The sequence below is a fragment of the Kitasatospora sp. NPDC054768 genome, from assembly GCF_053612025.1.
In genome coordinates this window covers 44525-69881 of sequence record NZ_JBSHBN010000017.1, presented here as the reverse complement: position 1 = coordinate 69881, position 25357 = coordinate 44525, and the positions used below count along the sequence as shown (strand labels likewise).

Below are 25357 nucleotides of genomic sequence, written 5' to 3'. Positions count from 1 at the left end.
GACGACGGGCATCTTCCGGACAAACTTCATCTATAGCCGTAGACCGTTGCTCAACTACGCAAGCTTGTCCGCTTGTGAACGTGAACACGTTCACAAGGAGCAGTATCCACCATCCTTACGGGGGAACTGCAGGTGGGGTGGGATTGACAGCCCGGTGCGCTGCGCCGCGGCCCGCGGTGCGGTCCGCACAGTCTGCGGACCCACCGCGGGCCGCGGCAACGAACGACGGGGCGGACGGCCGGACCGTGTTGGCCGAACCGGCGCTTGACAGGCCCGCGGCCCGGTCGCCCCGGCCGGATCCGCGTGCTACCGGCGCCTGGCTACGCGCGGCCGAGCAGCTCGGTCCCCGGGGCGGAGTCGGCGCGGGCCGTGAAGAACCCGGTGAAACCGGCGAGGAACTCCTCCCGGGTGATCCGCCCGTCCCCGTCGGCGTCCAGCCGGCGGAAACCGTGCGACAACTCCGCCGGGTGCACCCGCGACCCGCCGAACACCGTGCGGTACTCGTCGAACTCCAGGAAACCGCTGCCGTCGGTGTCCGCCGCCGTGAACACCGCCCGCAGCGCGGGCAGCAGCCCCCGCTCCAGGTAGGCCTCGTCCCGGTCCAGGCCGGACAGGGTGGCCGCGACGAACTCGTCCCGGTCGACCCTCCCGTCCCCGTCGGCGTCCATCACCGCGCGCAGCTGCTCCCACCAGCTGTCGAAGGCCTCGTACACCCGGGCCTCGCCGGCCTCGTCCAGCTCCAGCTGCCAGCACACGTTGTGCGCCATCGCCCGCAGGTCGTGCACGGTGATGAAGCCGTCGCCGGTCTGGTCCAGCACCTCGCGGAAGAAGCGGTCCAGCCGGGGCCCGCGGCCGTCCCGGTGCGGGTGGCGGCGCTTCGGCGGCCGGGACGGCTCCGGCGAGCGGTAGCGCAACCGGTCCGGGAGGAGGGGGACGACGGCGCCGGCGCCGCGGTGCAGCACCGCGGACAGGAGCGCGGCCCGCCGGGTACGGACCACCCCGAACCGCTCCCGCACCGCCGGCGGCAGGTCCGCCACCGTCAGCTCGCGGATCACCCGGGCGACCACCAGCCGCGCCACCCGCCACCCCGCGTCACCGAGGAACCGGAGCCGGCGCGGCCGGGGCGCCTCCCGCAGCAGATCGTCCAGCAGGTGGCGCGCCGCCTCGGTGAACTCCAGCCGCTCCCGCGCGTACCGGGCGAAGTAGGCCGGCAACTCCCCCACGGTTTCCGGGATCTCGCCCTTCGGGAGGCCGAAGGCGGCGACCGCCTCCCGGAACTCCGCGTACGCCTGCGCCATCTCCTGCGCGTCGTACGGGTCCCCGCCCAGCCGGCGCATCGCGACCACGCCCTCGAAGAGCGTCAACAGCACCCACGCCCTGGTCGCCGCGTCCCCGGCGTCGTACGGCCGCCCGTCCGGCCCCGTCCCCCGGATCCGCTTGTGCGCCCGCTCCAGCCGGGCGACCTCCCGGTGCAGCGACTGCGCGTCCTGGTAGAACAGCCGCCGCCCGCTGCCCAGCGTGTGCTCCACCCGCCGCCACGGGTGCGCCCGGTACGTCGAGTGCTCCGCCATCCCCGCCGACACCACCGGGTCCGCCGCCTGCAGCACCAGCAGCCGCCACGCGACCAGCAGGATCCGCCACTCCGAAAGGTCCCGCTTGAACGACGCGGACCGCTCAGCCACGAGCACGCTCATGGACACACCCCACTTCCCGTCCAGTGTGATCAGCCCGCGCGAGTCCGCACGGGCAACGGCTGGACGGTCGCACACGGCCGAGGGGCCGGCCGGATGAACGCGATTGATTCACTCGATCGAGGAGTTTCGGGGCCGGAACGCCGGAACCGCAGGACGGGCCGGGGCCTGTCCTGCGGTTCCGGGGTGGTCGCGCCGTCCTCCCGAGCGGGCGCGACCGGGGTGGGTCAGGAGGTGGGGCGGGTGGCCGGCTTGCGGCGGGAGACGTAGAGGGCCGCGGCGCCGAGGCTGATCGCGAGGCCGGCACCCAGGGCGAGGTACGGGGTGGCCGGGTTGGAGCCGGTCTCGGCGAGTTCGGTGGTCGAGCCGGTGGTGGCCCGGCTGGTCGACGTGGTCGAGGTGCTCGACGTGGTCGAGGCGGTCGACCTGCCGGTGGTGCTGGTCTTGGCCGTGGTGGTGGTGTTGGAGACCGGGGTGACCGCCGCGGGCTGCTCCGCCGGCTTCTCGGCGGGCTTCTCGGCCGGCTTCTCGACCGGCTTCTCGGCGGCCGCCCTCGCTTCGGCGAGGGCCTGGTCCGCGGCGGCCTTGGCGGCGGCCGCGGCCTTGGTGGCCTGGTCCGCCGTGTGGATCCGCCGGAACGCCTCGACCCGGGCGTCGTCCAGGGCGTTCCCGGCGGCGGTCACGGCGGCCTTGGCCTTCGCGTCCGCGGCGATGGCGGCGTTGGCGGCGTCGATCGCCTTGAGCATCCGCTCCCTGGCCTTGGGCAGGTCCTCCTCCTTGGCGGAGCCGTACGCCAAGGAGGCCTCCTCGGCCTCCTTGTTGGCGGCGTCCTTGGCCGCGGCGGCCTTCACCGCGGCGGCCTTGGCCTCCTGGTACTTGCCCTGGTAGGGCTGCGAGTCGTTGAGGAAGGCGGAGGCCTCGGCCCGCACCGTGGCCTCGTTGGCGACGGCCGCCGTCCAGGCCTTGGCGGCGTCGGCGGCGGCCCGCTCCAGTTCGGCGATCGAGCCGTTGTCGCTCCGGGTCTGGGCCGCGGAGGCCGACTCCGCGAAGGCGGGTGCCGCGGAGAGCACCACGGCGGGCGAGACGACGGCGGCGACGAGGGCGGCCGAGACCAGCGAACGGCGGAGTTTCACAATGACCCCTTTCGGGCCTGCAGGAAAGCAAAAGCCTCGACCGGAAGGGTTTCCGACGGCCGGGCAGCACCGATCATAGGCATACGCATTCTTGACGCTCCATGCCGGATTCCGGCAATGACCGGGCACCGTGTCTTCCTGGTTCGCCGGGGAATTGACGAGTCGACAAAGTCGGGGCCGGTCCGCTGCGCAAAGGCCGGAATTCCCGACATTCGGGCGAACCCACAGGAAATCCGGTCAGTGCTGGCAGGGCAGTTCGACGCGGAAGGTGGCGCCCTCGCCCGGGGCGGTGCGCAGGGTGAGGGTGCCGCCGTGGGCGCGGGTGAGGGCGGTCGCGATGGCGAGGCCGAGGCCGGCGCCGCCGCCGTTGTCGCGGCTGCGGGAGGGGTCGACCCGGAAGAAGCGGTCGAAGACCCGCTGGGCCTGCTCCTCGGTGAGGCCCGGGCCGGAGTCGGCGACCTCCAGCAGGCAGACGCCACCGGGGTCGGTGCCCACCCCGATCCGGACCGGGGTGCCGGGCGGGGTGTGCTTGACCGCGTTGCCGACCAGGTTGGTGACCACCTGCCGCAGCCGGGCCTCGTCGCCGATGACGGGCGCGGCACCGGGCGCGCCGGTGCCGGCCGGGCCGGTGAGCGCGACCGGTCGGCTCGGGTCGAGGGCGGTGAGGTCGTGCAGCGCGTCGGCGGCGAGGGTGCGCAGGTCCATCGGGGCGAGGTCGAGCGGGCGTTCCTCGTCCAGCCGGGCGAGCACCAGCAGGTCCTCGACCAGGGCGCCCATCCGGTCGGCCTCGCTCTCGATCCGGGTCATGGTCCGCTTGACGTCGGCCTCGGCGGGCAGCGCGCCCATCCGGTACAGCTCGGCGAAGCCGCGGATCCCGGCCAGCGGGGTGCGCAGCTCGTGCGAGGCGTCGGCGACGAAGCGCCGCATCCGGGCCTCGGACTCGGCGCGGGCCGCGAAGGCCGCCTCGATCTGGGTGAGCATCCCGTTGAGCGCGACCGACAGCCGGCCGACCTCGGTGCCCGGGGAGAGTTCCGGCATCCGGTGCGACAGCTCGCCGGCCGCGATCCGCTCGGCGCCCTCCTCGATCCGGCGCAGCGGCCGCAGCCCGGCCCGTACGGCGAAGAGGCCGAGCGCGGCGATCACCACCAGGACGCCGCCGCCGATGGCCTGGAAGGAGGTGCGCAGCTTGCCGAGCGTGGCGTCGATGTCCTCGCGGGAGACCGCCACCATGACGTGGGTCGGGGTGACCGCCGGCGAGGCGTACGCGCTGGGGTTGGCGGCCTGCCCGCGGGGGGTCTGGAGCGGCAGCACCAGGACCCGCCAGCGGTGCTGGCCGCGCTGGTCGGGCAGGTCGAAGGGGACGTCGGGGGCGGTACGGGTCGGGTCCAGTCCCTCCAGCTGGGGCGCCGGGTCGCTGTCCGAGACGGGCTGGCGCATCAGCGCCTGGACCTTGCCGTCCGAGGAGAGGTACTGCACCAGGTACTGGCTGGGCAGGCTGACCCGCCGGCCGGCGACGGCGGGCCGGCCTGCGGTCTGCGCGGTCAGCTGGCCCGGGGGCTTGCGGGAGAGCGGCGGCCCGTAGCGCTGGAGCTGTTCGTCCAGCTGCTGCACCAGCTGGCTCCGGACGGTGCCGAGCACGAAGGTGTCGCTGACCGCGAGCCCGGTGGTGACCAGGGCGAGCACGAGCACCAGCAGCCGGGCGCGCAGCGACATCCGGGCGGAGAAGCGGGCGAGCACGAGCGGACCCGGTCAGCCCTGCGGGGGGCGGCGCAGGGCGTAGCCGATGCCGCGCACGGTGTGGATCAGCTTGGGGCCGTGCGCCGGGCCGGAGTCGAGCTTGCGGCGCAGGTAGGAGATGTACGACTCGACGATGGAGAGGTCCCCGCCGAAGTCGTAGGCCCAGACGTGGTCGAGGATCTGCGACTTGGAGACCACCCGGCCGACGTTGGCCATCAGGTAGTGCAGCAGCTTGAACTCGGTCGGGGAGAGCGAGACCGGGGTGCCGCCCCGGGTGACCTCGTGGGCGACCGGGTCGAGGCTGAGGTCGGCGACGATCAGCCGGCCGTCCTCGGCGGGCCCGCCGGCCCGGCGCAGGATGGCGCGGATCCGGGCGATCAGCTCCTCCAGGCTGAACGGCTTGGTGACGTAGTCGTCCGCCCCGGCGGCCAGGCCCTGCACCTTGTCGCCGACGCCGTCCTTGGCGGTGAGGAAGAGCACCGGCAGGTGGTCGCCGGGGTGCCCGTGGGCCGGGCCGGCTATCTGTCCGCGGCTGGTGCGCTCGCGCAGCTTCTCGACGACGGTGAAGCCGTCGAGGTCGGGGAGCATCACGTCGAGCACGACCAGGTCCGGACGCTCGGCGGCGACCAGTTCGAGCGCCTCGGTCCCGCTGGCAGCGGAGGCGACGCGGAAGCCGGAGAAGCGCAGCGAGGCGGAGAGCAGCTCGCGGATGTTGGGTTCGTCGTCCACGACGAGCAGGAACGCTTCGCCCTGGCCCCCGGCCACCGTGGAGCCGCCTGGTGTGGTGACAGTGCCTTGCACGGGGCTTTCGCCTCCCGGTCGGACGATGACGTTCAGCATGAGGCTAGCCCCCGGAGGCTATGCGGCATGGATGAATGTTGGATTAACACCTTATCGGTCGGTTTTTGGACGATCGGCGCACAGGGGTGGGCTCGATGGTGTGCGCACGGGCGTGGACACGACGGACGCGCGCCGGACGGGGGCCCCGCCCGCCCGGCGCGAGGCGCCTCACACCCGCGCACGGCTCCGGATCGGCCGCCCCTGTGTCCACGGCCGGAGCCTCTCCGGGTGGCGCACCCGCCGGACGCGGGTGATCAGGCTCCCGGCGCGGCCGGGGCCTGCGCGGTCCGGATCCGGCGGTGGGCGGAGGCGGCCAGTCGGCGGCAGGCGGCCGGGCTGCGGCCGACGATCGCGGCCACTTCGACGAAGGGGTGGCCGAAGACGTCGTGCAGGACGAAGGCGACCCGTTCGGCCGGGGTCACGGCCTCCAGGGCCACCAGGAAGGCCGTGCTCACCGTCCCGTCCGGGGTGATCCGGTCGGCCGGGTCGGCCGCGGGGGCCGCCGGGTCGGCCGCGGGGTCGGCCGCGGGGTCCGTCCACTCCCGGCGCGCGGGCAGCGGCCCGGGGATCCACCCGCCGACGTGGCGCTCCCGCCGCACCCGGACCGAGCCGAGCCGGTTGAGGCAGATCCTGCTGGCCACCGTGGTCAGCCAGCCGCCGGACGAGACGATCGCCTCCCGCTCCCGCCGGGGCAGCGCGTACCAGCGGGCGTACGTCTCCTGCACCACGTCCTCGGCGTCGGCCGGCGAACCGAGCAGCCGGTACGCCAGGTCGATCAGCCGGCGCCGCTCGCCCATGATCGCGCCCGGGCCCGGCTCGGTCGTGGTGCCGCCCCCTGCTTCCCGCACCGTGTCCCCACCCCTTCGACTCGACGGCTCTCCGCTCCTCCTATGACAGCGCGGCGGCCCGGGATGTGACGCCTTCCCGCTCATGTCACATTTCGAGCGACTGTTCTGTCCTGTCCGTCGTACCTGTGCAACGGAACGGAGAACCTGATGACCGACTTCCAGGCGATCGCCGACCGCGTCGAGATCACGGCCCTGCAGGCCGAGTTCACCGACGCGGTGATGATGCGCGACCGCGCCCGCCTCGCCGCGCTGTTCACCCCCGACGGCGTGCTGCGGATGCCCGACGTCCCCATCGAGCTGACCGGCCCGGAGCAGATCCGGGCCGGCGGCGAGAAGCTCCAGGAGCAGTGGGACTTCTTCATCCAGAACACCCACCCGGGGGCGGTCGTGATCGACGGCGACACCGCGACCGGCCGCGCCCACATGTACGAGCTCGCGCGCCTCAAGGACGGCCGGCAGGGGATCAACCACGCGATCTACCACGACCGGTACCGGCGCACGGCGGACGGCTGGCGGTTCACCGAGCGGGTCTACGAGACCCGGTACCTGGACACCAGCCCGCTGCCCGGCTCGGCACCGGACCCGGCCCGGCCGGCCCCGTGGACCGGCCCGACGGACGCCGGCCGCTGAGGCCGCGGAATCCCCTCGTTTTCCCTCCTGCTATGATTTGCAGCGAGGCGAAGGCAAGGCTTTCGAGCAATTGCCCGGCCCGATCATTTCGGTGGTCATAGCGAGAGGGAAACGCCCGGCTCCATTCCGAACCCGGAAGCTAAGCCTTTCAGCGCCGATGGTACTGCAGGGGGGACCCTGTGGGAGAGTAGGACGCCGCCGAATTCTTCTTACGGCCCCTGCCGTGTCCGACAGTGACACGGCAGGGGCTTTTTTCATTTCCCCTGGCGCTTCCCCTGCCGCCCCCCCACCGTTTCTCCCGCCATTCCCCCCGCCGTTTCGCCGCCCGCGGTTCCGGTGCTGCGGCGCGCCCTCCGGCGCATCCAGCATGTGAGATGCGGAGTCCCGGAAGAGCCGCTTTGCGGGTATCTGAGAGGATGGCGAACATCGAAACGGACTTGCGTCTCGCTACCTGAGACTGCAATATCATGCTATGGACAACACTAGCGGCGTCGGCGTTCTCGACAAGGCCGCTCTGGTGCTCAGCGCACTGGAGTCGGGCCCCGCCACGCTGGCGGGGCTGGTCGCCGCCACCGGTCTGGCGCGCCCCACCGCCCACAGACTCGCCGTCGCACTCGAACACCACCGCCTGGTCACCCGGGACATGCAGGGCCGCTTCATCCTCGGCCCCCGCCTGTCCGAACTCTCCGCCGCCGCCGGCGAGGACCGACTGCTCGCCACCGCGGGCCCCGTCCTCACCCACCTGCGCGACGTCACCGGGGAAAGCGCGCAGCTCTACCGCCGCCAAGGCGAAATGCGCATCTGCGTCGCCGCCGCCGAACGACTCTCCGGCCTGCGCGACACCGTCCCCGTCGGCAGCACCCTGCCGATGAAGGCCGGCTCCGCCGCCCAGGTCCTCCTGGCCTGGGAAGAGCCCGAGCGCCTCCACCGAGGCCTCCAGGGCGCCCGCTTCACCGCCACCGCGCTCAGCGGCGTCCGCCGCCGCGGCTGGGCCCAGTCCATCGGGGAGCGGGAGCCGGGCGTCGCGTCCGTCTCCGCCCCCGTCCGCGGGCCGTCCAACCGCGTGGTGGCCGCCGTCTCCGTCTCCGGCCCCATCGAGCGCCTGACCCGCCACCCGGGCCGGCTGCACGCCCAGGCCATCATCGAAGCCGCCAACCGGCTCACCGAGGCCCTGCGCCGCAGCTGACGGAATCCGGCCGACGGACACGACGGCCGACGGACACGAAAGAACGGGCCGCGCCCGAGGAAGAGACCTCCTCGGGCGCGGCCCGTTCCGTCGTTCCGGCCGTCCGTCCCCGTCCAGGGTTCGAGTCCTGCGGTTCGGGTCCTACGGTTCGAGTCCTACGGTTCGAGTCCTACGGTTCGAGCCGGTGCGGGCCCCGGAAGAGGAATGTCGCCTCACGGATCGACGGCAGGCCCAGCGCCAGCATGAGCAGCCGGCCGAGCCCCAGACCGAACCCGCCGTGCGGCGGCGTGCCGTAGCGGAAGCAGTCGAGGTATCCGGAGAGCGGCCCGGTGTCCATGCCCTTCTCCCGGGCCTGGGCGACGAGACGGTCGTACCGGTGCTCGCGCTGGGCGCCGGTGGTGATCTCCACGCCGTTCCACAGCAGGTCGAAGGACTCGGTGACGGTCGGGTCGTCCTCGGGCCGCAGGTGGTAGAACGGCCGTACGGCGGCCGGGAACCGCGTGACGAAGACGAACTCGTGCCCGGTCTCCTCGGCGATCAGGGCGCACAGCGCGCGCTCGCCCTCGGGGTCGAGGTCCTCCTTGGCGCCCTCCCGGTCCCAGCCGGTGGCGCGGAGCCGGGCCAGTGCCTCGGCCATCGTGATCCGGGGGAACGGCAGCCCGGGGACCGTGACCGCGGTGCCGAAGTGCTCGGCGATCGCCGCACCGTGGTGTTCGGCCACGGCCGCCAGGACGCGGTGCAGCATCCGCTCCTCGAAGGCCATCACGTCCTCGACCCCGTCGATCCAGGCGATCTCGACGTCGACCCCGGTGAACTCGGTGGCGTGCCGGGAGGTGAAGGACGGCTCGGCCCGGAACACCGGCCCGATCTCGAAGACCCGGTCGATGCCGCCGGCGATGGCCATCTGCTTGTAGAACTGCGGGGACTGGGCGAGGTAGGCGGTGCGGCCGAAGTAGCCGACCTCGAACACCTCGGCGCCCGACTCGGAGGCCGTCCCCATCAGCTTCGGCGTGTGCAGCTCGGTGAAGCCCTCCTCGGCCGCCACCTCGCGCATCGCCCGCTCGACGGTCGTCTGGACGTCGAAGACCAGGTGCTGGGAGGGGCGCCGGATGTCGAGGAAGCGCCAGTCCAGGCGCTGGTCGATACCGGTCTTCTCGTCGATCGGCAGCTTCGGCTCGGCCGGTGAGACCACCTCCACCCGGGACGGGACGATCTCCAGCCCGCCGAGCTTGACCTGCGGGTTGGCGACGACCTTTCCGGTGATCTTCACGGCGGACTCGACCGTCACGCCCTCGAAGGCGGCCTCGACGGCGTCGCCCTCCCCACCGCGGAGGTGGGTGACCTGCACGAGACCGGTGTGGTCCCGGACCAGCACGAACTGGATGCGCCGCTGGAGTCGGAGCGTGTTCACCCACCCGTAGACGGTGACCGTCTCTCCGAGGTGCGCGTGGAGCTCTACGACAAGGGTGCGCGTCATGACAGGGGACCCCCTGGGGTGCGGGCGCGTTGGTCGCGCCACGTCGACGGGCGGTAAACGGCCGCCCAGGGCGCGTTCACCGTAGAGGATCAAGCCCGCGGGAGTCGCCCGGTTTTCCGCCGTGTCCGGGCGGGCGGACAGCGCCCGGCGGCCCCTCGCGAGGCGCAAGGGGCCACCGGAACGATTCGGTTGTGACCGGCTCGGTTGTGTCCGGCTCGGTTGTGACCGGCTCGGTTGTGTCCGGCTCGGCTGTGTCCGGCTCGGCTGTGCCCGGCCGAATGCCGCGGGGCCGCCGGTGCGGCCGCGGGGCCGTCAGTGCAGCCGCGACTGCCAGTCGGCGGGGACCTTGCCGGCCGGGCCCGGGGTGGGCTGGTCGGCCGGGTGGGCGGTGGGCGGTGCCAGCGGCGGGCCCTCGTAGTACGCGCCGGTCTCCAGGTTCCAGAACCAGTCCTCGCCGGGCTCGAAGCTGACCAGGAACGGGTGGCCGGCCCCGCGGGCGTGCTTCGTCGCGTGCTGGGCCGGGGAGGAGTCGCAGCAGCCGATGTGGCCGCAGGCCGCGCAGCGCCGCAGGTGGAACCACCACCCGCCGCCGGCCAGGCACTCCGCGCAGCCCTCGCCGCTGGGCACCGCGGTGGGGTCGATCCCCGGGATCGGCTCGCCGGTCATACCTGCCTCCTCGGCTGGGCGGTCCGTCCCCACCAGCCTGGCCCGGTCGCGGTGGTGCTGCCAGTCCGGTGGGCGGCCGCGGTGGTGCTGCCGGTCCGGGGGAGGCGGCGGTGCGGGGGAGGCGGCGGTGCGGGTCGGCCGCCGTCCGGACGACCGCGGGCCGGCTTCGTCCTACGCTGGCTGGAGGGGATCTCGGGGACCCGCCGGCCACTACCCCACGGAGTCGCCATGGCCACCACGAAATGGTTCTTCGAACCCAGCCACACCGGTGCGGAGTTCCGCGCGAGACACATGATGGTCACCTACGTGCGCGGCCAGCTGAAGAACGTGCACGGCTTCCTGGAGGTCGACCCGGACGCTCCGGAGCAGGCCAGGGTCGAGGCGACCATCGACGCGACCCAGGTGTACACCGGTTCGCCCGAGCGGGACGCGCATCTGCGCAGCGCCGACTTCTTCGACGTCGAGCACCACCCGACCTGGAGCTTCGTCGGATCACAGGTCCACCAGGTGAGCGCGAGCGGCTTCGAGGTCACGGGCCGGCTCACCATCCGCGGCGTGACCCGCCCGGTCACCTTCGACGTGACCTACCTCGGGCAGTGGGACACCCCGTGGTGGGAGGACGGGCGCGACCTGGGCCCCCGGCGGCGCGCCGGATTCACCGCCAGCACCCGGATCAACCGCCAGGACTTCGGCGTGAGCTGGAACGACGTGGTGGACCGGGGCGGCACGGTGGTCGGCAACCTGGTCGACGTCGAGGTCGACGTCGAAGCGGTCCTGGAGAGCGCTCCCGGGACCGGAGACGCCGCCCCCGGGACCGGAGGTGCCGCCGCCTGACCGGACGCCCGCAACCTTTCGGCCCGCCCACCGCATCACAGTGAGTGCAGGACCACGGGAGGGGGCGGCGGCGCACACGGATCGGTCCGCATTGCGTACGGACCACCCAATTCCCCCGCATTCATTCAGTGCGTACACGACCCGCCCTGCCGGAGCCAGTCCCCCGCCTGTTGCACAGCCGTGACAACCGGGCCCGAAAAACCGTTCGGCCGGTGACTTTCACCGGTTAGCATTCCGGAATGGATTCGAACCACCCCCCGATATGGAGTTCCGCCGAGGACGCGGCCCCCCAGCCGCCCCGCAAGGCGCCGCTCCGGCTGGCCCGCTTCGGTGCGACCTTCCTGGGGGTGAGTGTGGTGTCCGGCGTGCTGCTGGCCGGCCTCGCCCTGCCCGTCGCCGGCGGCATCGGGCTGGCGGCCAAGAACACGGCGGAGGGGTTCGAGGACGTCCCCTCCGACTTCAAGACCCCGCCGCTCACCCAGGCCACCCAGATCTTCGACGCCAAGGGCGGGCTGATCGCCAAGGTCTACGAGCGCGATCGCACCGTCATCACCGCCGAGCAGATGTCGCCGTTCATGCGGCAGGCCCAGGTCGACATCGAGGACGCCCGCTTCTACGAGCACGGCGCCGTCGACCTCAAGGGCGTGCTGCGCGCCATCAGCAAGAACGCGGAGAGCGGCACCGCCTCCCAGGGCGCCTCCACGCTGACCCAGCAGTACGTGAAGAACGTCAACGTGGAACAGGCCGGCGACGACCGGGACGCCGTTCTGGAGGCCCAGCGCAAGACCCTGGGCCGCAAGATCCAGGAGCTCAAGGTCGCCATCAAGCTGGAGGAGGAGGTGCCGAAGGAGCAGATCCTCACCAACTACCTCAACATCACGTACTACGGGAACGGCGCCTACGGTGTGGAGGCCGCCTCCCAGCGCTACTTCAGCAAGAGCAACAAGGACCTGACCGTCGCCGAGGCGGCCACGCTCGCCGGGCTGGTGCAGAACCCGTCCCAGTACGACCCGAAGCTGCACCCGCAGGCCGCGCAGAACCGCCGCGACACCGTCATCGACAAGATGCTGGAGAACAAGCACCTCACCGCCGAGCAGGCGAAGGAGGCGAAGGCCACCCCGCTGGGCCTCAACTTCAAGGCCCCGCAGAACGGTTGCATCACCGCCCAGGCCGGGATGGGCTTCTTCTGCGACTACGTGCGCCATGTGGTCAAGCAGGACCCGGTCTTCGGCAAGAGCGCCGACGAGCGCAAGAAGTTCTGGAACCAGGGCGGCCTGAACATCTACACCACGCTGGACCCGGACAAGCAGGCCGCCGCCCAGAACGCGGTGAGCACCAACGTGCGGGTCACCGACACCGTGTCCGCCGCCGCCTCCATGGTCGAGCCCGGTACCGGCAAGATCCTGGCGATGGCCCAGACCCGCCCGTACGGCCTGGACACCAACCAGAACCAGACCGTCGTCAACCTCAACGTCGACGCGGCGATGGGCGGCGGCAACGGCTTCCAGCCCGGCTCCACCTTCAAGCCGGTCGTCGCGGCCGCGGCACTGGAGGCCGGCCTGCCGGCCACCCAGGAGTACTCGTCCCCGAACAAGCTCGAGTACCCGACGATGAAGACCTGCGAAGGGACCTGGAAGAACGACGCCCGCCCCAAGACGGTCGTCCCCAACGAGTCCGCGAGCGAGAAGGGCCCGTACCAGCTGAAGATGGCGATGGCGCTCTCGGTCAACACCTACTTCGTCCAGATGGAGCAGGAGATCGGCCTCTGCGCGGTCAAGCAGATGGCCAACAAGCTCGGCATCACCACCAAGGCCAGCGGCAAGCCCCTGGAGGAGGTCCCCGCGATGGCCCTGGGCGTCGAGGAGATGAGCCCGCTGACCATGGCCAACGTCTACGCGACCTTCGCCGCCCAGGGCACCCACTGCGCCCCGGTCGCCATCAACCGGATCACCACCGTCGAGGGCAAGGACGTCCCCGTCCCGGCCGGCCAGTGCGAGAAGGCGTTCTCCGAGTCGACGGCGCGGGCGCTGAACACCGTCCTGAACGGCGTGACCGAGAACAACGGCACCGGCGCGGCGCTCAACCTGGAGGACAACCGGCAGATCGCCGGGAAGACCGGCACCTCGGACCGCAAGCGGGCCGCCTGGTTCAACGGCTACACCCCGCAGCTCGCCACCGCCGTCTGGATCGGCGGCCCCCAGGGCGGCGTGGAGATGCGCAACATCACCATCAACGGGAAGTACCGCCCCGAGGTCTTCGGCGCCGACGGCCCCGGCCCGATCTGGCGGGACGCCATGAACCAGGCCCTGCGCGGCACCCCCAAGCAGTCCCTGCCGATGGCCGACATCCCCGACCCGGCGCCCAAGACCAACCCGAACAGCACCGGGACCGGGGCCCCCACCGGCCCGGCGCCCGGCGCGGGCCCGGCGACCGCGCCCCAGCCCGACCCGCAGCAGCCCGACCCCCAGCAGCCCTGACCGCGCGTCCCGCGCATCAACCCGCCCCGCCGAGCATCAGCTCGGCGGGGCGACGTGCTGCTCCCTCAGCCAGGCCACCGGACCGTGCTGCCGTCCGGCGCCGTGTAGCCCGTGAAACGGCCCGCCGGACCGGCCTCGACGGTGAACCACTCCCGGCGGGGCCGGTTCCGGTCGAGCCATGTCCGGTGGGCCGCTTCGATCACCGTCCAGAGGTCGCGCGGGCCGCTGAGGGTGACGGTGCCGCCCCGCGCGCGGGCGGTCGAGCCGTCCGCGGTGTCGCGGAGGACATGGCCGTCGCGGACGACGGTCGGGCCGAGGTGAAGGTCGGCCCAGAACGCGAACCCCGGGTCGTCCAACACGCGGGCGCAGGTCTCCGTGATCCGGCTGTCGCCGTGCTCCTCAAACACTTCCCGGTCTGCTTCCGTTCCGTCTCGCAGCGGCATGAAGCCGGCCGGACGGTGCAGGTACCGCCCCACCGCGCGCCCGTCCGGCAGCTTGGTGAGCCTGGCCACCGCGCCGCCGATCGGAACGACCAGAAGACCACCGGGCGCGCACTGGTCGAGCCACGCCCGGGGCAGCCGGCGAACACCGCAGGTCGCGATGATCCGGTCGTACGGCGCGCCGCCCGGGTACCCGTCGGCTCCGTCGGCCACCGCGACCGTCGGACCGAAGCCCGCCTCACCCAGCCGGGTACGGGCGGTGGCCACCAGGTGCTCGCCGCGATCGATGGTCGTGACGTGCCGGTCCCCGGCGAGTTGGCAGAGCAGCGCGGCGTTGTAGCCGGTGCCCGTGCCGATCTCCAGCACCCGGTCCCCGGGGCTGACGTCCAACGCGTCGAGCATGTCGGCCATCAGGCTCGGGAGCGTGGACGAGGACGTCGCCACCCCGCTCACCCCCTCCGGGCCGGCCACCTCCGCGTGGATGCCGTCGACCTCGGTGACCAGCACCCGGTCCGCGTACACCTCCCGCAGCCAGCCGTCGCCCGCCCGCCAGGGACGGTGCACGCCGTCCTCCTCCCGGAAGAACGCGGGAACGAACGGATGCCGCGGCACATTGAGGAACGCCTCCACCACCCGCGAGGACAGCACAGTGCTCGCCCGCTCGATCTCCGAGGCCAACGCGATCCGGGCCCGCAGGAGTTGGTCGTCGTAGGGCACGGTCGTCATACCCCGTCGATCCCTTCCAAGTAGTCGCAGATCGCGGTCGTGATGGGCAGCCCGGTCGCCTGCTCGATGAACCCGTACTGCCCGTTGGGATTGACTTCGAGGAACGTCCATTTCCCTGAGGGCGATACGACGAAGTCGAAGGCCCCATAAGGGAGTCCGAGCCTGCCCAGCATGCGGCGCACCGCACTCGTCACCGCTGCCGGAGGATCACAGACCTGATAGGTCAGATTGTCGTAGTCGCTGCGCCAATCGACTTCTGCTGCTGACGAGTTCGCGTGGATCTCCGCAGCGAACAGCTGCCCGTCCACAGCGGTGAGACGCACTTCATGGGCCTTGGGAACCCACTCCTGGAACAGGTTCGCCGTGGTGGAGATCGATGGATGATCGGTCCCGCCTTCCTCCAGCACGTTCGCGTAGACAGCGACGGACCGACCACCGACAGTCCCGCGGATCGGCGTGAAGGGCTTGTACACCACCGGACCCCCGATGCCCTCCGCGAACTCCCGTGCAGCCGAAGGGCTGTTGGTGATCAGCGTGCGTGGCACTCGAAGCCCGGACTCGGCCGCCACCCGGAGCTGGAACGGCTTGTACTCGGCATCGGCGGCACGGCCCGGCGGCGGCAGCCACCGGCAGGACAGCGCCGACAGCAAGCCTCCGAACCCTCGCCGCGCCTCCGCGGAGGCCACGCTGCGGGCCTCCGCGGACATCTCGGCGGGGAACTCCGGTGCGGTCGGGCGGCGGTAGTAGACCGACCGGACGGTGGAGAGGTCCAGCGTGCGCCTCTCGGTGGCCAGCGTCCCGGCCCAACCGGACGCCCCGTCGAGGCCGGCCACCACGGCCAGCCTCGACGGGAACCACGCCGTGTCCGCCCGGAAGACGGGGGTTCCGCGCCGGTTCAGCTCCTCGATCACGAGGTCGGCGGTGGGATCGAAAGTCCCCGTCAGCACGAGGACGGCATCGGCGATCGACATCTCAGTCGTTGCTGCTTCCTGGGTCGTCCGGCGCGTCCATCTGCCCGGAGGGCTGCGTCGGACCGAAGGTCTTCGGCGGGGTGCTGGTCAGGTAGACGCCGGGCGGGAGGCCCTCGTAGGTGCAGGTCTGCGTCTCGTCGTCGTAGCCGATGTCGGCGGGCAGGATCCCTCCGGCCCCGGTGACCGGGACGAGGAAGCGGAAGGCGAACGGGCTACCGGGCCCGCCCTCGCCGTCCAGCCCGGGCATGGGCGTCGCACCGGCGACGCCCATCGGCAACCGGGACTCGGCGCGGTCGAAGACCGGGACGCCTCCCGACCGGCTCGGAACGGTGGTGGGCATGTGTACCTCCACGTCGTCGCGCTCATGGACCGATGGACGCACAGCGGTGGGGGCTCCCACATGCTGGCCCCCTGCGGCTTCCATCATGTAGCAAGCACAAATGTAGGGGCAGAAGGCGAGTGGCCGGCAAGGATTTCCTGTTCGGTCAAAAACCGCCCGAACAACGAGAGAAAAGCCCCCGTACGATTATTGCCGAAACCGGTCTCCCCAGTCCGCCAACCGGCCCCGAGCATCGTCTCCCCAGAGTGCATACGCTTCGAAGGTTCGAAACTCCTGCGCACTCATGATGCATTCACCCCGGCCTTTGCCCTGCACCCAAGTACTCGTCTCGAATCATCTCGATCAACCGGCGCATCTCCTTGCCGACCACGGCTGCGGCCGCGAATTCATCGAACTTGCGCACGTACAACTCGACGTCCCGCGGATCGGTGACCGTCACCTCGGCGTGCACAGTCTCGATCGTCACCATCCGGTCGTCCCGGATGACGAAGGAGTGCGCGGGCACATCGGTCTGCGGTGCGGCAAGCGGCACGACCCGGATGTCGACATGGGGGAGGCGAGAGACGGAAAGGATGCGGTCCAACTGCCCGGCCATCATCGCGGGTGGCACCAGACGCCACCGGAGAACAGGTTCGGTGATGACGAACTGCATGGTCTTTGTGGCGTCGTAGAGGGACTGCTGTCTGACGAGCCTCGCAGCGACCGCCCGCCCGAGTGGTTCCTCACCGAGCCCCTTCCTCCCGAAGACCGCACGCACGTACTCCGGGGTCTGCAGGAGTCCCGGAACGAGGGAAGGCTGGAACACGCGGAGAAGCCCGGTGGAGTCATCCAGTGCCTTGATCTGCTGCTGTTTACGGTGATACCCGAGGCGCCGGACCAGACGCCAGGCGGTCGCCTCCGTGGCCTGCGCCCGCGCGGCAGTCATGTACTCGGACTTGACCTCGTCGGACACACCTATGGCGGTGAGGATGCGCTCCACGTCCACAACAGTGGGCGGTACCTTGCCAGTTTCGATCTTGCTCAGCTTGCTTGGAGACATGACAGCGCCTCGGGCCACGGCTTTGGCCTCCTTGCCGGAGGCCTGCCGCAGTTCCCGAAGCGCTGGTCCCAGCTCCGTTCTGTTCACTCGCCGTGCTCGGCCCACCATTCGGAGAACGGAACCGCTTGAGCCATCACGGTGTCCCGGTACGCCCTGAATTCGGCGGACCGGGCGCCCGTGCGGAAGTCGACGCCGAGGTACCTGCCCTCGTCGTAGCTCATAGCGGCGACGGTCTCGTCGTCGAAGAGCCAGAAGTCCGGGGCTTCAGGGACCGGGTTCTTCCGGTCGGTCACGTCGAGGATGAAGAACTCCTCACCAACCGCCATGTTGCGGTGGTATCCCCATGCGAGCTCGAAGCGGAGGTAGTCCGTGAGCGGCCGCGAGAGGATGTGCACCCGGTACATGCGCTTGCCGGCCTGCGTGGCAGCGGCCACCGTCCTGACCCATCCGGCGTTCTTGTAGTCGTCCGACTGTTCCTCGCCCGCGAGAAAGGCTCGGTAGGCGTCGACTCCGCCGGACTGGCTGTAGTCGTCGAGCGTCTCGAGTCGGAACGCCTCTCGCTCGAAGACGGAGAGCCAGTCCCCGAGAGTCCTAGATGAGGTTGTCACGGACGGCCTTTCGAATGAGTTCGACGGGGATCTCGACCAACATCTCATGGGCCGGGATCTGGAGACCGTGTTCGGTCACGTGCTCGCCCTGGACGGCGAGCGTGCCCCGGTCCGTCAGATACAGCGTCGGGCACTCGCCTTCGTCGCAGGAACCTACAAGCCGTGTCAGCTTCACAGTCGTCCCCTTGCTCGACGGTCTCTGAATGATGCTCTCGGGACTGCACGGGCCGAGGCAAGGGTCCCGTGTTGCCGGTACTGGAAACTTGGTCGATCTCGAACATCTGCGGCAAAACCGTACGCGCGCCGTTGGCCGGCGGCTTCTTGCGGGCAGCCAGGAGCCGCCGGGAAGCACTCCGGCGCAGGACATCGGAACGGCCGACTTCCTGCGCCGAGTTGGTGGCCCGGTGGGTCAACCCGCCTTGGGGAAGGCGGCCTTCAGGGCGGAGCCTCGGGTGAGGACGGCGACGGGGACCAGGGCGAGGGCGGAGAGGCCCTGGAGGATCGCGTACCAGACCGGGCAGAGGCCGGGGATCGCGTCGACCGCGATGATGGCGATCGGCATGACGGTGGAGAGGGTGCGGAGCCGGTCGAAGGGCTTGTAGGAGCCGGCGGCGGCACGGGTGGCCAGGCGGTGGAGGAACAGGGCGATCGCGGGGAAGATCACCCCGCGGATCCACATGAACGGGGTCGTGGTGTGTCCGGTGGCCGCCAGCACGGCCACTGTTCCGAGGACGACGGCGCCGGCGGCGCCGAAGAGCACGATGCACTTCCTCACCGTGGTGAAGGTGTCCTGGTCGGTCGTGGTCGCCATGGTTCTTTCCCCTCCGTGTCGTTGTGGGAACGACGCTACGGAGCGGACGGGCCGCCGGGTATGGGCCCAGCCCCACGAAGGGGTGGGGCCAGCCCCACCCCCCGGAGGGAACACCGGCGGCCCCTTGCGGGAGGCAAGGGGCCGCCGACGCGACTGCCGTGCGCGGGAAGTCGGCATGGCCGACTTCCCGGAGCGCGGAGTGACCGTCCGATAAAGACGATTACCTGACGACCGCGGCGAATTCCTCGAAGCTGATCTGGCCGTCGCTGTTGTCGTCCGCGAACTTGAAGAGCGCCTCGGCGTTGGCGTCGCTCACCTTGGGGTTCTCCTGGAGGTGGGCCTTGAGCTCCGCGGCGCTGATGTAGCCGTCGCCGTCGGTGTCGATCTCGTCGAACTGGGACTTCTTGTTGTCTGCGCTGCTCATGGGATTCCTTTGATAGGAGATTCTTCCGCGGTTCCGAAGCATAGAGCACAAATCCACGAGTTCCGTCGAGGTCAATTGCGGATATTTAATGACCATAATTTGATAACTGCTTCCGTGTTCGGCTCACTCCACACCCGCGAGGCTCGGCCACGCGGCGAAGGCGGGCACCAGGGCTGCCGGAGACCCGGGATCAGGAGCCCCAACGCCCCACAACCTGCGGATCCGCGGCGGAAATTGAGCGGCGGGTTCCCACTTGTCATGACTATGGTGGCCCGATGACATCGGTCAAGCAGTTCCAGGTCACCTTCGACTGCGCGGACCCCGAGCGCGTCGCCCGCTTCTGGTGCGAGGTCCTGGGGTACGTCCCGCCGTCCCCGCCGGAGGGGTTCGACACGTGGGACGACTTCAACGCCACCCTGCCGTCCGAGGAGCGGGGCGCGTGGTTCGCCGCCAGTGACCCCACGGGCGTGGGCCCGCGCATGTACTTCCAGCGCGTCCCCGAGGGCAAGGCCGTGAAGAACCGGGTGCACCTCGACGTGCGGGTGGGCACCGGACTCGTCGGCGAGGAGCGCGTGGCGGTGCTGGAGGCCGAATGCGCCCGGCTGGTCGCGCTCGGCGCGACACGGGTGCAACTGCTGGTCGCCGATGACAAGAACGAGTCCTGCCTCGCGATGCAGGACGTCGAGGGCAACGAGTTCTGCCTCGACTGAGCGTGCTTGCCGGGATCCGGCGGAGTTCGGTCGGCGCAGGGCCGTGAGTGGCGTGGCTGGTGTGCTCGGGAGTGGACGTGAACGAACGTCCGTGACCTGGGGGGTGGGGGAGTGACTCCACTGGGCTTGAGCGTGGCCACCTGGTGGTGGATCGTCGCGCTGACGACGGTGCTGTTCTGGGCGCCGGCGGTGCCGCCGCAGCCGACGCGGACGTACCGGATCATGGTGTCCCTGGCGCCGGTGGCCGGAGCGCTCTTCCTGTGCCTGACCGCGGGCATGATGGTGTACTTCGTGATCCAGCCGTAGGCACCGCACGCATCGACCGGTGGCCCCTTGCGAGACGCAAGGGGCCACCGGCACGAACTACCGCTACTTGCGTAGGAAGTCGGACCGGCCGACTTCCCGCGCTTCCCAGGTCTCCTTGAGGAGCTCGTACTCGACTTCGCCGTGCTCGGACCCGGGGATCGACTCCGGCCAGTCCCCGAAGTAGCTCCGGAGGAACGACAGTCCCGACTTCTCCATCACGCGCCGGGACCCCGTGTTCACCGCCATGGTGTTCGCGGTGACCCGCTCCACCCCGAGGTCGGCGAACCCCTTGCCGATCAGGGCCAGCGAACCCTCCGTGGCGTAACCCCTGCCCCAGGCCGACCGGTTCAGCCGGTAGCCGAGTTCGACCACGGCGGGATCGTGGTCGTCGAGCGGGCGGAGTTCGAACCAGCCCAGAAACGTACCGGTGGTCTTCTCCTGGGCCGCCCAGAAGCCCCGGGTACCCGAACACGAGTGGACGTGGAGGAGGCGGGGCAGGGTCCGCGTGCGGATCGCCTCGCGGTCCGCCGGCTTGCCGCCGTTGATGAAACGCATGACCTCGGGGTCGTTGTCCAGCGTGTAGAGGTCGTCGACGTCGGCCTCGGTGAACGGCCGCAGGAGGAGACGGTCGGTCTGCAGGAAGGGATGCATCCAGCGATCTTCATCGGGTACTGCCGAACCCGGCCATCGATTTTTCGGCGGCCCCTTGCGGAGGAGCAAGGGGCCGCCGGAACGGTTCGCTAGGCGTGGCAGGTGGCCAGGCGGTCGAACTCGCCCGCCTTCGCGCCCTGGAGGAAGGCGGCGAACTTGCGAGCGGTCGTACGGACGATGACGTCGCCCTCGTCGGACTCACGAAGTTCGATCACCCCGCCGGCGGGACGGACCTCGATGCATTGAGAGTTCGCAGCCGAGTAACTTGACTTCTGCCAGGTGGAGTTAGGCATTTTTTCTTTCCATATCCTTCTTGATGGATTGAATGAACTCTCGGGAATCCTCCTCCGAGAGCGCCGCTGAATCGATCCCGTCAAGCAGGGAGCGGAACTGGGCGATATGAGCTGGCGCGTCGAAAATCACACTGTCGAGGCCTGAGTCCATCTGTACGGTGTCGAGCTCGGGGATCGGGCCTTCAACGTAGGTGAAGTTCTCATGGTTGACCGGAAGAGTGTCCACCTCGAACAGTACGACTCGGATCGAGATACTCGACCGTTCGGAGTCCTCAATGAGGCCACCGAGCTGCTCGGCTTGAATCTTGGGGCCACTGAACTGCATGCGTAGCGCAGCCTCATGGATGAAGGCCGAGTACGGAGTCTCACCAGAACGAACCACGTTCTGCCGTCGTATGCGGAAGGCCGCCCTCAGGTCCACTTCGTGCCGAGGGAGGAGTGGGAATCCTCGGGCAAAGACCGCAGAAGCATAATCAGTGGTTTGGAGCAGCCCCGGAATGAAGGCCATAGTGTAAGTGGAGAGCGCGTGGGCACGATTCTCCATCTCGGCCATCTCAAGGAAGTGCTGCGAGAGGTTTCCGCGGTACTCCTCCCACCAGCCGCCCTTGTCCCGGTCCGTGATGATGTCCGCGAGCGCGTCGATCAAGGGCTCGTTGACGCACATGCACAACGCGGCGATCGTGCGCAGGCGTTCGACGCTGATGCCGGTCTTGCCGCTCTCCATCTGGGTCACGTGGGCGGGGTTGATGCCCAGTGCGCGGGCGAGTTGGCTGCCGCCGAGACCGGCCTGTTCCCGCATCCTGCGAAGTTCGGCACCCAACCTCAACTGGCGGAGCGTTGGGTTCGATCGAAGGGCCATGGGACCAGTCTGCCAGCCCCGTTCGGGGGAACTTCTCGCCGATCGCCACAAATCTGTGGCGACGCGCGCTATCGTCATCCTCAGAACGATCCGATGGATCGTCAGACACGCTTTGGTTCAGCGCAGTAGGCGCCTGCTGCCCTCCCGCCGAAGAGCAACCACCCCCTGGCCTGGCTCACGGCTTCCCCCTCCACACTCATGCCTCTCGGAGGTTCCTGTGTGCACCCTGAACACCCCCTCCCTCACCCTCACCCGGCAGGCCCTGCGGGACGTCCTGACCCGCGCCGCCTGGGACACCGAGACCATCTTCAACGCCGAACTCGCCCTCGGCGAACTCATCGTCAACGCGTGGCGGCACGCCCACACCGCCTCGCCCGTCGTCTACTTCTCCCTTGACGACCGCACCCTCCGGGTCTGCGTCGCGGACGAGAGCGCCGGCCTCCCCCACGAACGCCCGCTCCCCCTCCTCGCCGAGACCGGCCGGGGCCTCCAGCTCGTCTCCGGGCTCACCCACCGCTGGGGCGTCGACCCCCAGAAGCGCGGCAAAACGGTCTGGTACGAGCTGGACTCCGTCGCGTGACCCGCGAACCGGTCGCGCCGGACGACCCCCGGATGCGGGACTTCACCGCCGCGCACATCACCGTGCTGCTCGGGGAGCTGCACCGGCGCGGCCTCCCGTACGGGCTGCTCTGGGGCTCGGCCTCCGCCGGTGAGACCATCCTCGACGGCCGTCTCCTGGTCGACTTCGGCAACGCGCCCGTGAGCACTCTCCTCAACCTCCTCCACCTGCTCCGGGAGCTGGACCGGGAATCGGTGTGGAACCGGTGAGGCACCTCGTACCGCGCTGAGCACATGCGAAGGCCCTCGCCCACCGAAGGGGCGAGGGCCTCGCGGTCGTCCGTCGGCTCCGGGTCAGCCGCCGGACGGGTTCCTGGGAGCGCCGCCAGCGGCCCCGGCACCGCCACCGGCCCCGCCACCACCGCCGAAGCCACCGAAGCCGCCCGCACCGGCGGCGCCTTCGACGAGCTGGCTGGCCGTGTAGCCACCGTTGGCGTCGGGGGTGCCGACGACGGTCACGCTCTGGCCGGGCTGCAGGTCTCCAACCTTGCCCTCCTTGTTGAGCTGGACCTTCGTCGCGTCGCCGGTGGTGACCTTGATGGTGTTGCCGTTGGTGTCGGTCAGGTACACCGTGTTGCCGTCGACGGCCTTGACCGTGCCCCGGGCGAAGCCGGCCTGCCCTCCCTTGCTCTGCCCGCCCTGGCCTGCCCCTTGGCCCGCCCCCTGCCCCTGCCCCTGCCCACCACGCCGGGAGCCGTTCTGCCCCTGCCCGTAGCCGCCGCCCGAAGCCGCCGCGGCGGCGGCCGGCCGGGCGGAGGACTTCCCGCCGCCCGGGGTCCCGTTGTTCTGCTGGTACCAGACTCCGCCCGCGAAGGCCCCGGTGGCGATCACGCCGCCCGCCAGCACCAGGCTGAGCCAGGGCAGCTTCCGCCGGGGCGGCGCGGCCAGTTCGGCGCTCACGTCGCGGGCGTCCGGCGGGGTGGCGAGCAGGGCGACCTGCTCGGCCGGAGTGCCGGCGTCCGGGCTGACCCTGGCGATCTCTTTGCTCATGACAGTGGAGTCCTACTCGTGCCGGAGGGCGTCGATCGGCCGCAGCGAGGCGGCCCGGTTGGCGGGGTAGCTGCCGAAGAACAGCCCGATGGCGACGGCGATGGCGAACGCGCCGAGCACCGATTCGGGGATCACCACCGGCGTGATGCCGGCGATGCTGAAGTGCGAGCCGGCGATCCCGGCCGCGACGCCCAGCCCCGCGCCGATCACCGACAGCAGCGTCGACTCGGTGAGGAACTGCCCGAGGATGACCGCGCGCGGCGCGCCGAGCGCCTTGCGGATGCCGATCTCGCGCGTCCGCTCGGTGACCGTCACCAGCATGATGTTGGTGATGCCGATCCCGCCGACCAGCAGCGAGATCGCCGCCACCGCGCCGAGCAGCACGGTGAAGGTCTTGGTGGTGCTCTCCCGCGCCGTGAGCAGCGAGGCCTGGCTGGTGATCCGGAAGTCCGCCTTGGTGGGGTCGGCGATGGCGTGCGTGCCGAGCAGCACCCGGGTGATCTCGGACTGGGCCGCCGTGGTGCTGTCGGCGTTCGAGGCCTGCACCAGGATCTGGTTGACCGGGCCGAAGCCGGTGAAGGCGTTCTGCACCGTCGGGAGCGGGGCGATGACCACGTCGTCCGGGTCGGTGAAGCCGCTGCCGCCCTTGGCCTGGAGCACGCCGACCACGGTGAACGGCGTGCCGCCGAGGACGACGGACTTGCCGACCGGGTTCTCGGTGTCGAACAGCTGCTTGGCGGTCGTCGCGCCGAGCACCGCGACCTTGCGCGAGGCGAGCACGTCGTCGTCGGTGAAGTACTCGCCGTGGGCGACCTTCTGGTTGGCGGTCTCGAAGTACGACGGGTAGGTGCCGACGATCGAGCCGGGGCTGTACGAGATGTTCCCGTACAGCGCCGTCCCGCTGGTGGTGACCACCGGGGCGACCGACTTGATGGCGCCCGAGTCGCCGTCGCTCGCCAGCGCCTTGGCGTCGGCGACCGTGAGCTTCTTGACCGCGGAGGTGGCCCGGGAGCCGCCGTTCGCCGAACCGGAGCTGACCGTCAGCGAGTTGGTGCCGAGCGAGGTGATCGAGTCCTTGACCGCCACGGACGAGCCGTTGCCGACCGCCAGCAGCAGGATCACCGAGGCCACGCCGATCAGCACCCCGAGCATGGTGAGCGCCGAGCGCACCTTGTTGGCGGCCAGGCCGCCGACCGCGAAGCGGAGCGTCTGCCAGAGGATCACGCCGACACCTCCGCGACCGCGGCCTCCGCGAACGCCGCGTCCAGGAAGGGCGGCGGCCCCTCCACGGGCGCCTGCCTCAGGTCGCTCACGATCTGCCCGTCGACCAGCCGCAGCACCCGCTTGGCGTGCCGGGCGACCTCGTCCTCGTGGGTGATCAGCACGACCGTGCGGCCGGTGGCGTTGAGCCCGTCGATCAGGGCGAGCACCTCCTCCGTCGAGCGGCTGTCGAGGTTGCCGGTCGGCTCGTCGGCGAGCAGCATCGCGGGCGCCGTCACCAGTGCCCGCGCCACCGCGACGCGCTGCTGCTGGCCGCCGGAGAGCTCGTTGGGCTTGTGCCCGGCCCGCTCGGCGAGCCCGACCAGCGACAGCGCGGCCATCGCCCGGCGGCGCCGTTCGGCGGTGCGGACGCCCGCGTAGGCGAGCGGCAGCTCGACCTGGGCGAGGGCGGTGGTGCGGGGCACCAGGTTGAAGGACTGGAAGACGAAGCCGATCCTGCGGTTGCGCACCAGTGCGAGCTGCTGCTCGTCCAGGTGTCCGACGTCGGTGCCGTCCAGCAGGTAGCGGCCGGCGGTCGGGACGTCCAGGCAGCCGAGGATGTTCATCAGGGTGGACTTGCCGGAGCCGGAACTGCCCATCACGGCGACGAAGTCGCCCTGCTCGATGTCCAGGTCGACGCCCTGCGGCTCGCCGGTCTCCGGGTCGGAGGGGCCGCGCAGCGCGTGCACGGTGGCGTCGCCGTGCCCGTACGCCTTGGTGAGCCGGCGGATCCGGATCACCGGGACGGGATGCGCGGGGACGCGCTTGTCGATGACGTGACGCATGATCGGT

General features: G+C 70.6%; 29 protein-coding genes and 1 rRNA gene. 9 read left to right on the top strand and 21 right to left on the bottom strand.

Going from position 1 to position 25357, the window contains the following annotated elements; all coding sequences use genetic code 11:
* Window positions 1-320 precede the first annotated feature (320 nt).
* From ACWGKU_RS07880 to ACWGKU_RS07860, 5 genes are all read right to left on the bottom strand, one after another.
* Window positions 321-1694, bottom strand: a complete 1374-nt coding sequence (locus tag ACWGKU_RS07880) for an oxygenase MpaB family protein (RefSeq protein WP_452180488.1) — start codon at window positions 1692-1694, stop codon at window positions 321-323.
* A gap of 224 nt (window positions 1695-1918) precedes the next feature.
* Complete coding sequence (locus ACWGKU_RS07875) at window positions 1919-2824, bottom strand: LAETG motif-containing sortase-dependent surface protein (RefSeq protein ID WP_401049477.1); 906 nt, start codon at window positions 2822-2824, stop codon at window positions 1919-1921.
* 237 nt (window positions 2825-3061) lie between these two features.
* Window positions 3062-4561, bottom strand: coding sequence for a sensor histidine kinase (locus ACWGKU_RS07870; RefSeq protein WP_452180487.1), 1500 nt, complete (start codon window positions 4559-4561; stop codon window positions 3062-3064).
* A gap of 12 nt (window positions 4562-4573) precedes the next feature.
* Window positions 4574-5362, bottom strand: a complete 789-nt coding sequence (locus ACWGKU_RS07865) for a response regulator transcription factor (RefSeq protein ID WP_359914346.1) — start codon at window positions 5360-5362, stop codon at window positions 4574-4576.
* 293 nt (window positions 5363-5655) lie between these two features.
* Window positions 5656-6249: a sigma factor gene (locus tag ACWGKU_RS07860; protein WP_452180486.1), complete on the bottom strand. Its 594-nt coding sequence runs from the start codon at window positions 6247-6249 to the stop codon at window positions 5656-5658.
* 147 nt (window positions 6250-6396) lie between these two features.
* Here ACWGKU_RS07860 and ACWGKU_RS07855 point away from each other — a divergent pair, with 147 nt between their 5' ends.
* The 3 genes from ACWGKU_RS07855 to ACWGKU_RS07845 all read left to right on the top strand — a co-directional run bounded on the left by ACWGKU_RS07855 (window position 6397) and on the right by ACWGKU_RS07845 (window position 8065).
* Window positions 6397-6879, top strand: a complete 483-nt coding sequence (locus tag ACWGKU_RS07855; RefSeq protein ID WP_401051968.1) for a nuclear transport factor 2 family protein — start codon at window positions 6397-6399, stop codon at window positions 6877-6879.
* An 87-nt stretch (window positions 6880-6966) separates the two neighbouring features.
* Window positions 6967-7083, top strand: a 5S ribosomal RNA gene (gene rrf, locus ACWGKU_RS07850).
* Between the two features lie 268 nt (window positions 7084-7351).
* Window positions 7352-8065, top strand: a complete 714-nt coding sequence (locus ACWGKU_RS07845) for an IclR family transcriptional regulator (RefSeq protein WP_030246527.1) — start codon at window positions 7352-7354, stop codon at window positions 8063-8065.
* Between the two features lie 169 nt (window positions 8066-8234).
* On the opposite strand, the gene aspS is transcribed toward ACWGKU_RS07845, so the two are convergent.
* Together aspS and ACWGKU_RS07835 are read right to left on the bottom strand one after the other, a co-directional pair.
* Window positions 8235-9542: an aspartate--tRNA(Asn) ligase gene (gene aspS / locus ACWGKU_RS07840; protein ID WP_401051966.1), complete on the bottom strand. Its 1308-nt coding sequence runs from the start codon at window positions 9540-9542 to the stop codon at window positions 8235-8237.
* A gap of 312 nt (window positions 9543-9854) precedes the next feature.
* Window positions 9855-10208 carry a UBP-type zinc finger domain-containing protein gene (locus tag ACWGKU_RS07835; RefSeq protein WP_359905082.1) on the bottom strand — a complete coding sequence of 118 codons (354 nt, stop codon included), beginning with the start codon at window positions 10206-10208 and terminating at the stop codon, window positions 9855-9857.
* A 228-nt stretch (window positions 10209-10436) separates the two neighbouring features.
* Here ACWGKU_RS07835 and ACWGKU_RS07830 point away from each other — a divergent pair, with 228 nt between their 5' ends.
* Both ACWGKU_RS07830 and ACWGKU_RS07825 read left to right on the top strand, forming a co-directional pair.
* A complete protein-coding gene (locus ACWGKU_RS07830) occupies window positions 10437-11042 on the top strand; it encodes a YceI family protein (RefSeq protein WP_401051962.1) in 606 nt (201 codons plus the stop codon).
* A 239-nt stretch (window positions 11043-11281) separates the two neighbouring features.
* The gene (locus tag ACWGKU_RS07825) at window positions 11282-13519 is read left to right on the top strand and encodes a transglycosylase domain-containing protein (RefSeq protein WP_452178408.1); all 2238 of its coding nucleotides are present in this window, start codon (window positions 11282-11284) and stop codon (window positions 13517-13519) included.
* Between the two features lie 65 nt (window positions 13520-13584).
* On the opposite strand, the gene ACWGKU_RS07820 is transcribed toward ACWGKU_RS07825, so the two are convergent.
* The 8 genes from ACWGKU_RS07820 to ACWGKU_RS07785 form a co-directional block, all read right to left on the bottom strand.
* Complete coding sequence (locus tag ACWGKU_RS07820; protein ID WP_401046142.1) at window positions 13585-14685, bottom strand: methyltransferase domain-containing protein; 1101 nt, start codon at window positions 14683-14685, stop codon at window positions 13585-13587.
* Complete coding sequence (tgmB, locus tag ACWGKU_RS07815; protein WP_452178407.1) at window positions 14682-15656, bottom strand: ATP-grasp ribosomal peptide maturase; 975 nt, start codon at window positions 15654-15656, stop codon at window positions 14682-14684. The genes ACWGKU_RS07820 and tgmB overlap by 4 nt, the downstream gene beginning before the upstream one ends.
* Window position 15657: 1 nt before the next feature.
* Entirely contained in the window at window positions 15658-15996 is a 339-nt protein-coding gene (locus tag ACWGKU_RS07810) for a hypothetical protein (RefSeq protein WP_452178406.1), read from the bottom strand.
* Window positions 15997-16288: 292 nt separating this feature from the next.
* On the bottom strand, window positions 16289-17122 hold the full coding sequence (locus ACWGKU_RS07805) for a helix-turn-helix domain-containing protein (protein ID WP_452178405.1): 834 nt from the start codon (window positions 17120-17122) through the stop codon (window positions 16289-16291).
* Entirely contained in the window at window positions 17119-17643 is a 525-nt protein-coding gene (locus ACWGKU_RS07800) for a DUF6879 family protein (protein WP_452178404.1), read from the bottom strand. Before ACWGKU_RS07800 ends, ACWGKU_RS07805 begins: the two co-directional genes overlap by 4 nt.
* Window positions 17627-17818, bottom strand: a complete 192-nt coding sequence (locus ACWGKU_RS07795; RefSeq protein WP_452178403.1) for a hypothetical protein — start codon at window positions 17816-17818, stop codon at window positions 17627-17629. Before ACWGKU_RS07795 ends, ACWGKU_RS07800 begins: the two co-directional genes overlap by 17 nt.
* 234 nt (window positions 17819-18052) lie before the next feature.
* A complete protein-coding gene (locus ACWGKU_RS07790) occupies window positions 18053-18454 on the bottom strand; it encodes a hypothetical protein (RefSeq protein WP_452178402.1) in 402 nt (133 codons plus the stop codon).
* A 220-nt stretch (window positions 18455-18674) separates the two neighbouring features.
* Window positions 18675-18878, bottom strand: a complete 204-nt coding sequence (locus ACWGKU_RS07785; RefSeq protein ID WP_401056539.1) for an EF-hand domain-containing protein — start codon at window positions 18876-18878, stop codon at window positions 18675-18677.
* A gap of 275 nt (window positions 18879-19153) precedes the next feature.
* On the opposite strand from ACWGKU_RS07785, the gene ACWGKU_RS07780 reads away from it, so the two are divergent.
* Both ACWGKU_RS07780 and ACWGKU_RS07775 read left to right on the top strand, forming a co-directional pair.
* Entirely contained in the window at window positions 19154-19588 is a 435-nt protein-coding gene (locus ACWGKU_RS07780) for a VOC family protein (RefSeq protein ID WP_452178401.1), read from the top strand.
* A gap of 126 nt (window positions 19589-19714) precedes the next feature.
* On the top strand, window positions 19715-19894 hold the full coding sequence (locus tag ACWGKU_RS07775; protein WP_452178400.1) for a hypothetical protein: 180 nt from the start codon (window positions 19715-19717) through the stop codon (window positions 19892-19894).
* 63 nt (window positions 19895-19957) lie between these two features.
* Here ACWGKU_RS07775 and ACWGKU_RS07770 read toward each other — a convergent pair whose 3' ends face one another.
* From ACWGKU_RS07770 to ACWGKU_RS07760, 3 genes are all read right to left on the bottom strand, one after another.
* The gene (locus tag ACWGKU_RS07770) at window positions 19958-20545 is read right to left on the bottom strand and encodes a GNAT family N-acetyltransferase (protein ID WP_452178399.1); all 588 of its coding nucleotides are present in this window, start codon (window positions 20543-20545) and stop codon (window positions 19958-19960) included.
* 89 nt (window positions 20546-20634) lie between these two features.
* Window positions 20635-20838 (bottom strand): DUF397 domain-containing protein, encoded by a 204-nt coding sequence (locus ACWGKU_RS07765; RefSeq protein ID WP_452178398.1) that lies wholly within the window; start codon window positions 20836-20838, stop codon window positions 20635-20637.
* Window positions 20831-21697: a helix-turn-helix domain-containing protein gene (locus ACWGKU_RS07760; RefSeq protein ID WP_452178397.1), complete on the bottom strand. Its 867-nt coding sequence runs from the start codon at window positions 21695-21697 to the stop codon at window positions 20831-20833. The genes ACWGKU_RS07765 and ACWGKU_RS07760 overlap by 8 nt, the downstream gene beginning before the upstream one ends.
* Before the next feature lie 217 nt (window positions 21698-21914).
* Here ACWGKU_RS07760 and ACWGKU_RS07755 point away from each other — a divergent pair, with 217 nt between their 5' ends.
* Window positions 21915-22277 (top strand): ATP-binding protein, encoded by a 363-nt coding sequence (locus ACWGKU_RS07755; protein ID WP_452178396.1) that lies wholly within the window; start codon window positions 21915-21917, stop codon window positions 22275-22277.
* Window positions 22274-22525 (top strand): hypothetical protein, encoded by a 252-nt coding sequence (locus tag ACWGKU_RS07750; RefSeq protein ID WP_452178394.1) that lies wholly within the window; start codon window positions 22274-22276, stop codon window positions 22523-22525. Before ACWGKU_RS07755 ends, ACWGKU_RS07750 begins: the two co-directional genes overlap by 4 nt.
* 84 nt (window positions 22526-22609) lie before the next feature.
* On the opposite strand, the gene ACWGKU_RS07745 is transcribed toward ACWGKU_RS07750, so the two are convergent.
* Genes ACWGKU_RS07745 through ACWGKU_RS07735 form a run of 3 tightly spaced genes read right to left on the bottom strand, consistent with a single transcriptional unit; the run spans window position 22610 to window position 25350 of the window.
* Complete coding sequence (locus ACWGKU_RS07745; protein ID WP_452178393.1) at window positions 22610-23305, bottom strand: DUF5666 domain-containing protein; 696 nt, start codon at window positions 23303-23305, stop codon at window positions 22610-22612.
* Window positions 23306-23317: 12 nt separating this feature from the next.
* Window positions 23318-24529 (bottom strand): ABC transporter permease, encoded by a 1212-nt coding sequence (locus ACWGKU_RS07740; RefSeq protein WP_452178392.1) that lies wholly within the window; start codon window positions 24527-24529, stop codon window positions 23318-23320.
* Window positions 24526-25350 (bottom strand): ABC transporter ATP-binding protein, encoded by an 825-nt coding sequence (locus ACWGKU_RS07735; RefSeq protein WP_401048271.1) that lies wholly within the window; start codon window positions 25348-25350, stop codon window positions 24526-24528. Before ACWGKU_RS07735 ends, ACWGKU_RS07740 begins: the two co-directional genes overlap by 4 nt.
* Between the last annotated feature and the right edge of the window lie 7 nt (window positions 25351-25357).

Bases quoted from the DNA above. Each gene is read 5' to 3' on its own strand.
- ACWGKU_RS07880 (WP_452180488.1), bottom strand. From the start codon at position 1,694: ATGAGCGTGCTCGTGGCTGAGCGGTCCGCGTCGTTCAAGCGGGACCTT.
- ACWGKU_RS07855 (WP_401051968.1), top strand. From the start codon at position 6,397: ATGACCGACTTCCAGGCGATCGCCGACCGCGTCGAGATCACGGCCCTG.
- ACWGKU_RS07845 (WP_030246527.1), top strand. From the start codon at position 7,352: ATGGACAACACTAGCGGCGTCGGCGTTCTCGACAAGGCCGCTCTGGTG.
- aspS (WP_401051966.1), bottom strand. From the start codon at position 9,542: ATGACGCGCACCCTTGTCGTAGAGCTCCACGCGCACCTCGGAGAGACG.
- ACWGKU_RS07835 (WP_359905082.1), bottom strand. From the start codon at position 10,208: ATGACCGGCGAGCCGATCCCGGGGATCGACCCCACCGCGGTGCCCAGC.
- ACWGKU_RS07830 (WP_401051962.1), top strand. From the start codon at position 10,437: ATGGCCACCACGAAATGGTTCTTCGAACCCAGCCACACCGGTGCGGAG.
- ACWGKU_RS07825 (WP_452178408.1), top strand. From the start codon at position 11,282: ATGGATTCGAACCACCCCCCGATATGGAGTTCCGCCGAGGACGCGGCC.
- ACWGKU_RS07820 (WP_401046142.1), bottom strand. From the start codon at position 14,685: ATGACGACCGTGCCCTACGACGACCAACTCCTGCGGGCCCGGATCGCG.
- tgmB (WP_452178407.1), bottom strand. From the start codon at position 15,656: ATGTCGATCGCCGATGCCGTCCTCGTGCTGACGGGGACTTTCGATCCC.
- ACWGKU_RS07810 (WP_452178406.1), bottom strand. From the start codon at position 15,996: ATGCCCACCACCGTTCCGAGCCGGTCGGGAGGCGTCCCGGTCTTCGAC.
- ACWGKU_RS07790 (WP_452178402.1), bottom strand. From the start codon at position 18,454: ATGGCGACCACGACCGACCAGGACACCTTCACCACGGTGAGGAAGTGC.
- ACWGKU_RS07785 (WP_401056539.1), bottom strand. From the start codon at position 18,878: ATGAGCAGCGCAGACAACAAGAAGTCCCAGTTCGACGAGATCGACACC.
- ACWGKU_RS07780 (WP_452178401.1), top strand. From the start codon at position 19,154: ATGACATCGGTCAAGCAGTTCCAGGTCACCTTCGACTGCGCGGACCCC.
- ACWGKU_RS07770 (WP_452178399.1), bottom strand. From the start codon at position 20,545: ATGCATCCCTTCCTGCAGACCGACCGTCTCCTCCTGCGGCCGTTCACC.
- ACWGKU_RS07765 (WP_452178398.1), bottom strand. From the start codon at position 20,838: ATGCCTAACTCCACCTGGCAGAAGTCAAGTTACTCGGCTGCGAACTCT.
- ACWGKU_RS07760 (WP_452178397.1), bottom strand. From the start codon at position 21,697: ATGGCCCTTCGATCGAACCCAACGCTCCGCCAGTTGAGGTTGGGTGCC.
- ACWGKU_RS07745 (WP_452178393.1), bottom strand. From the start codon at position 23,305: ATGAGCAAAGAGATCGCCAGGGTCAGCCCGGACGCCGGCACTCCGGCC.
- ACWGKU_RS07735 (WP_401048271.1), bottom strand. From the start codon at position 25,350: ATGCGTCACGTCATCGACAAGCGCGTCCCCGCGCATCCCGTCCCGGTG.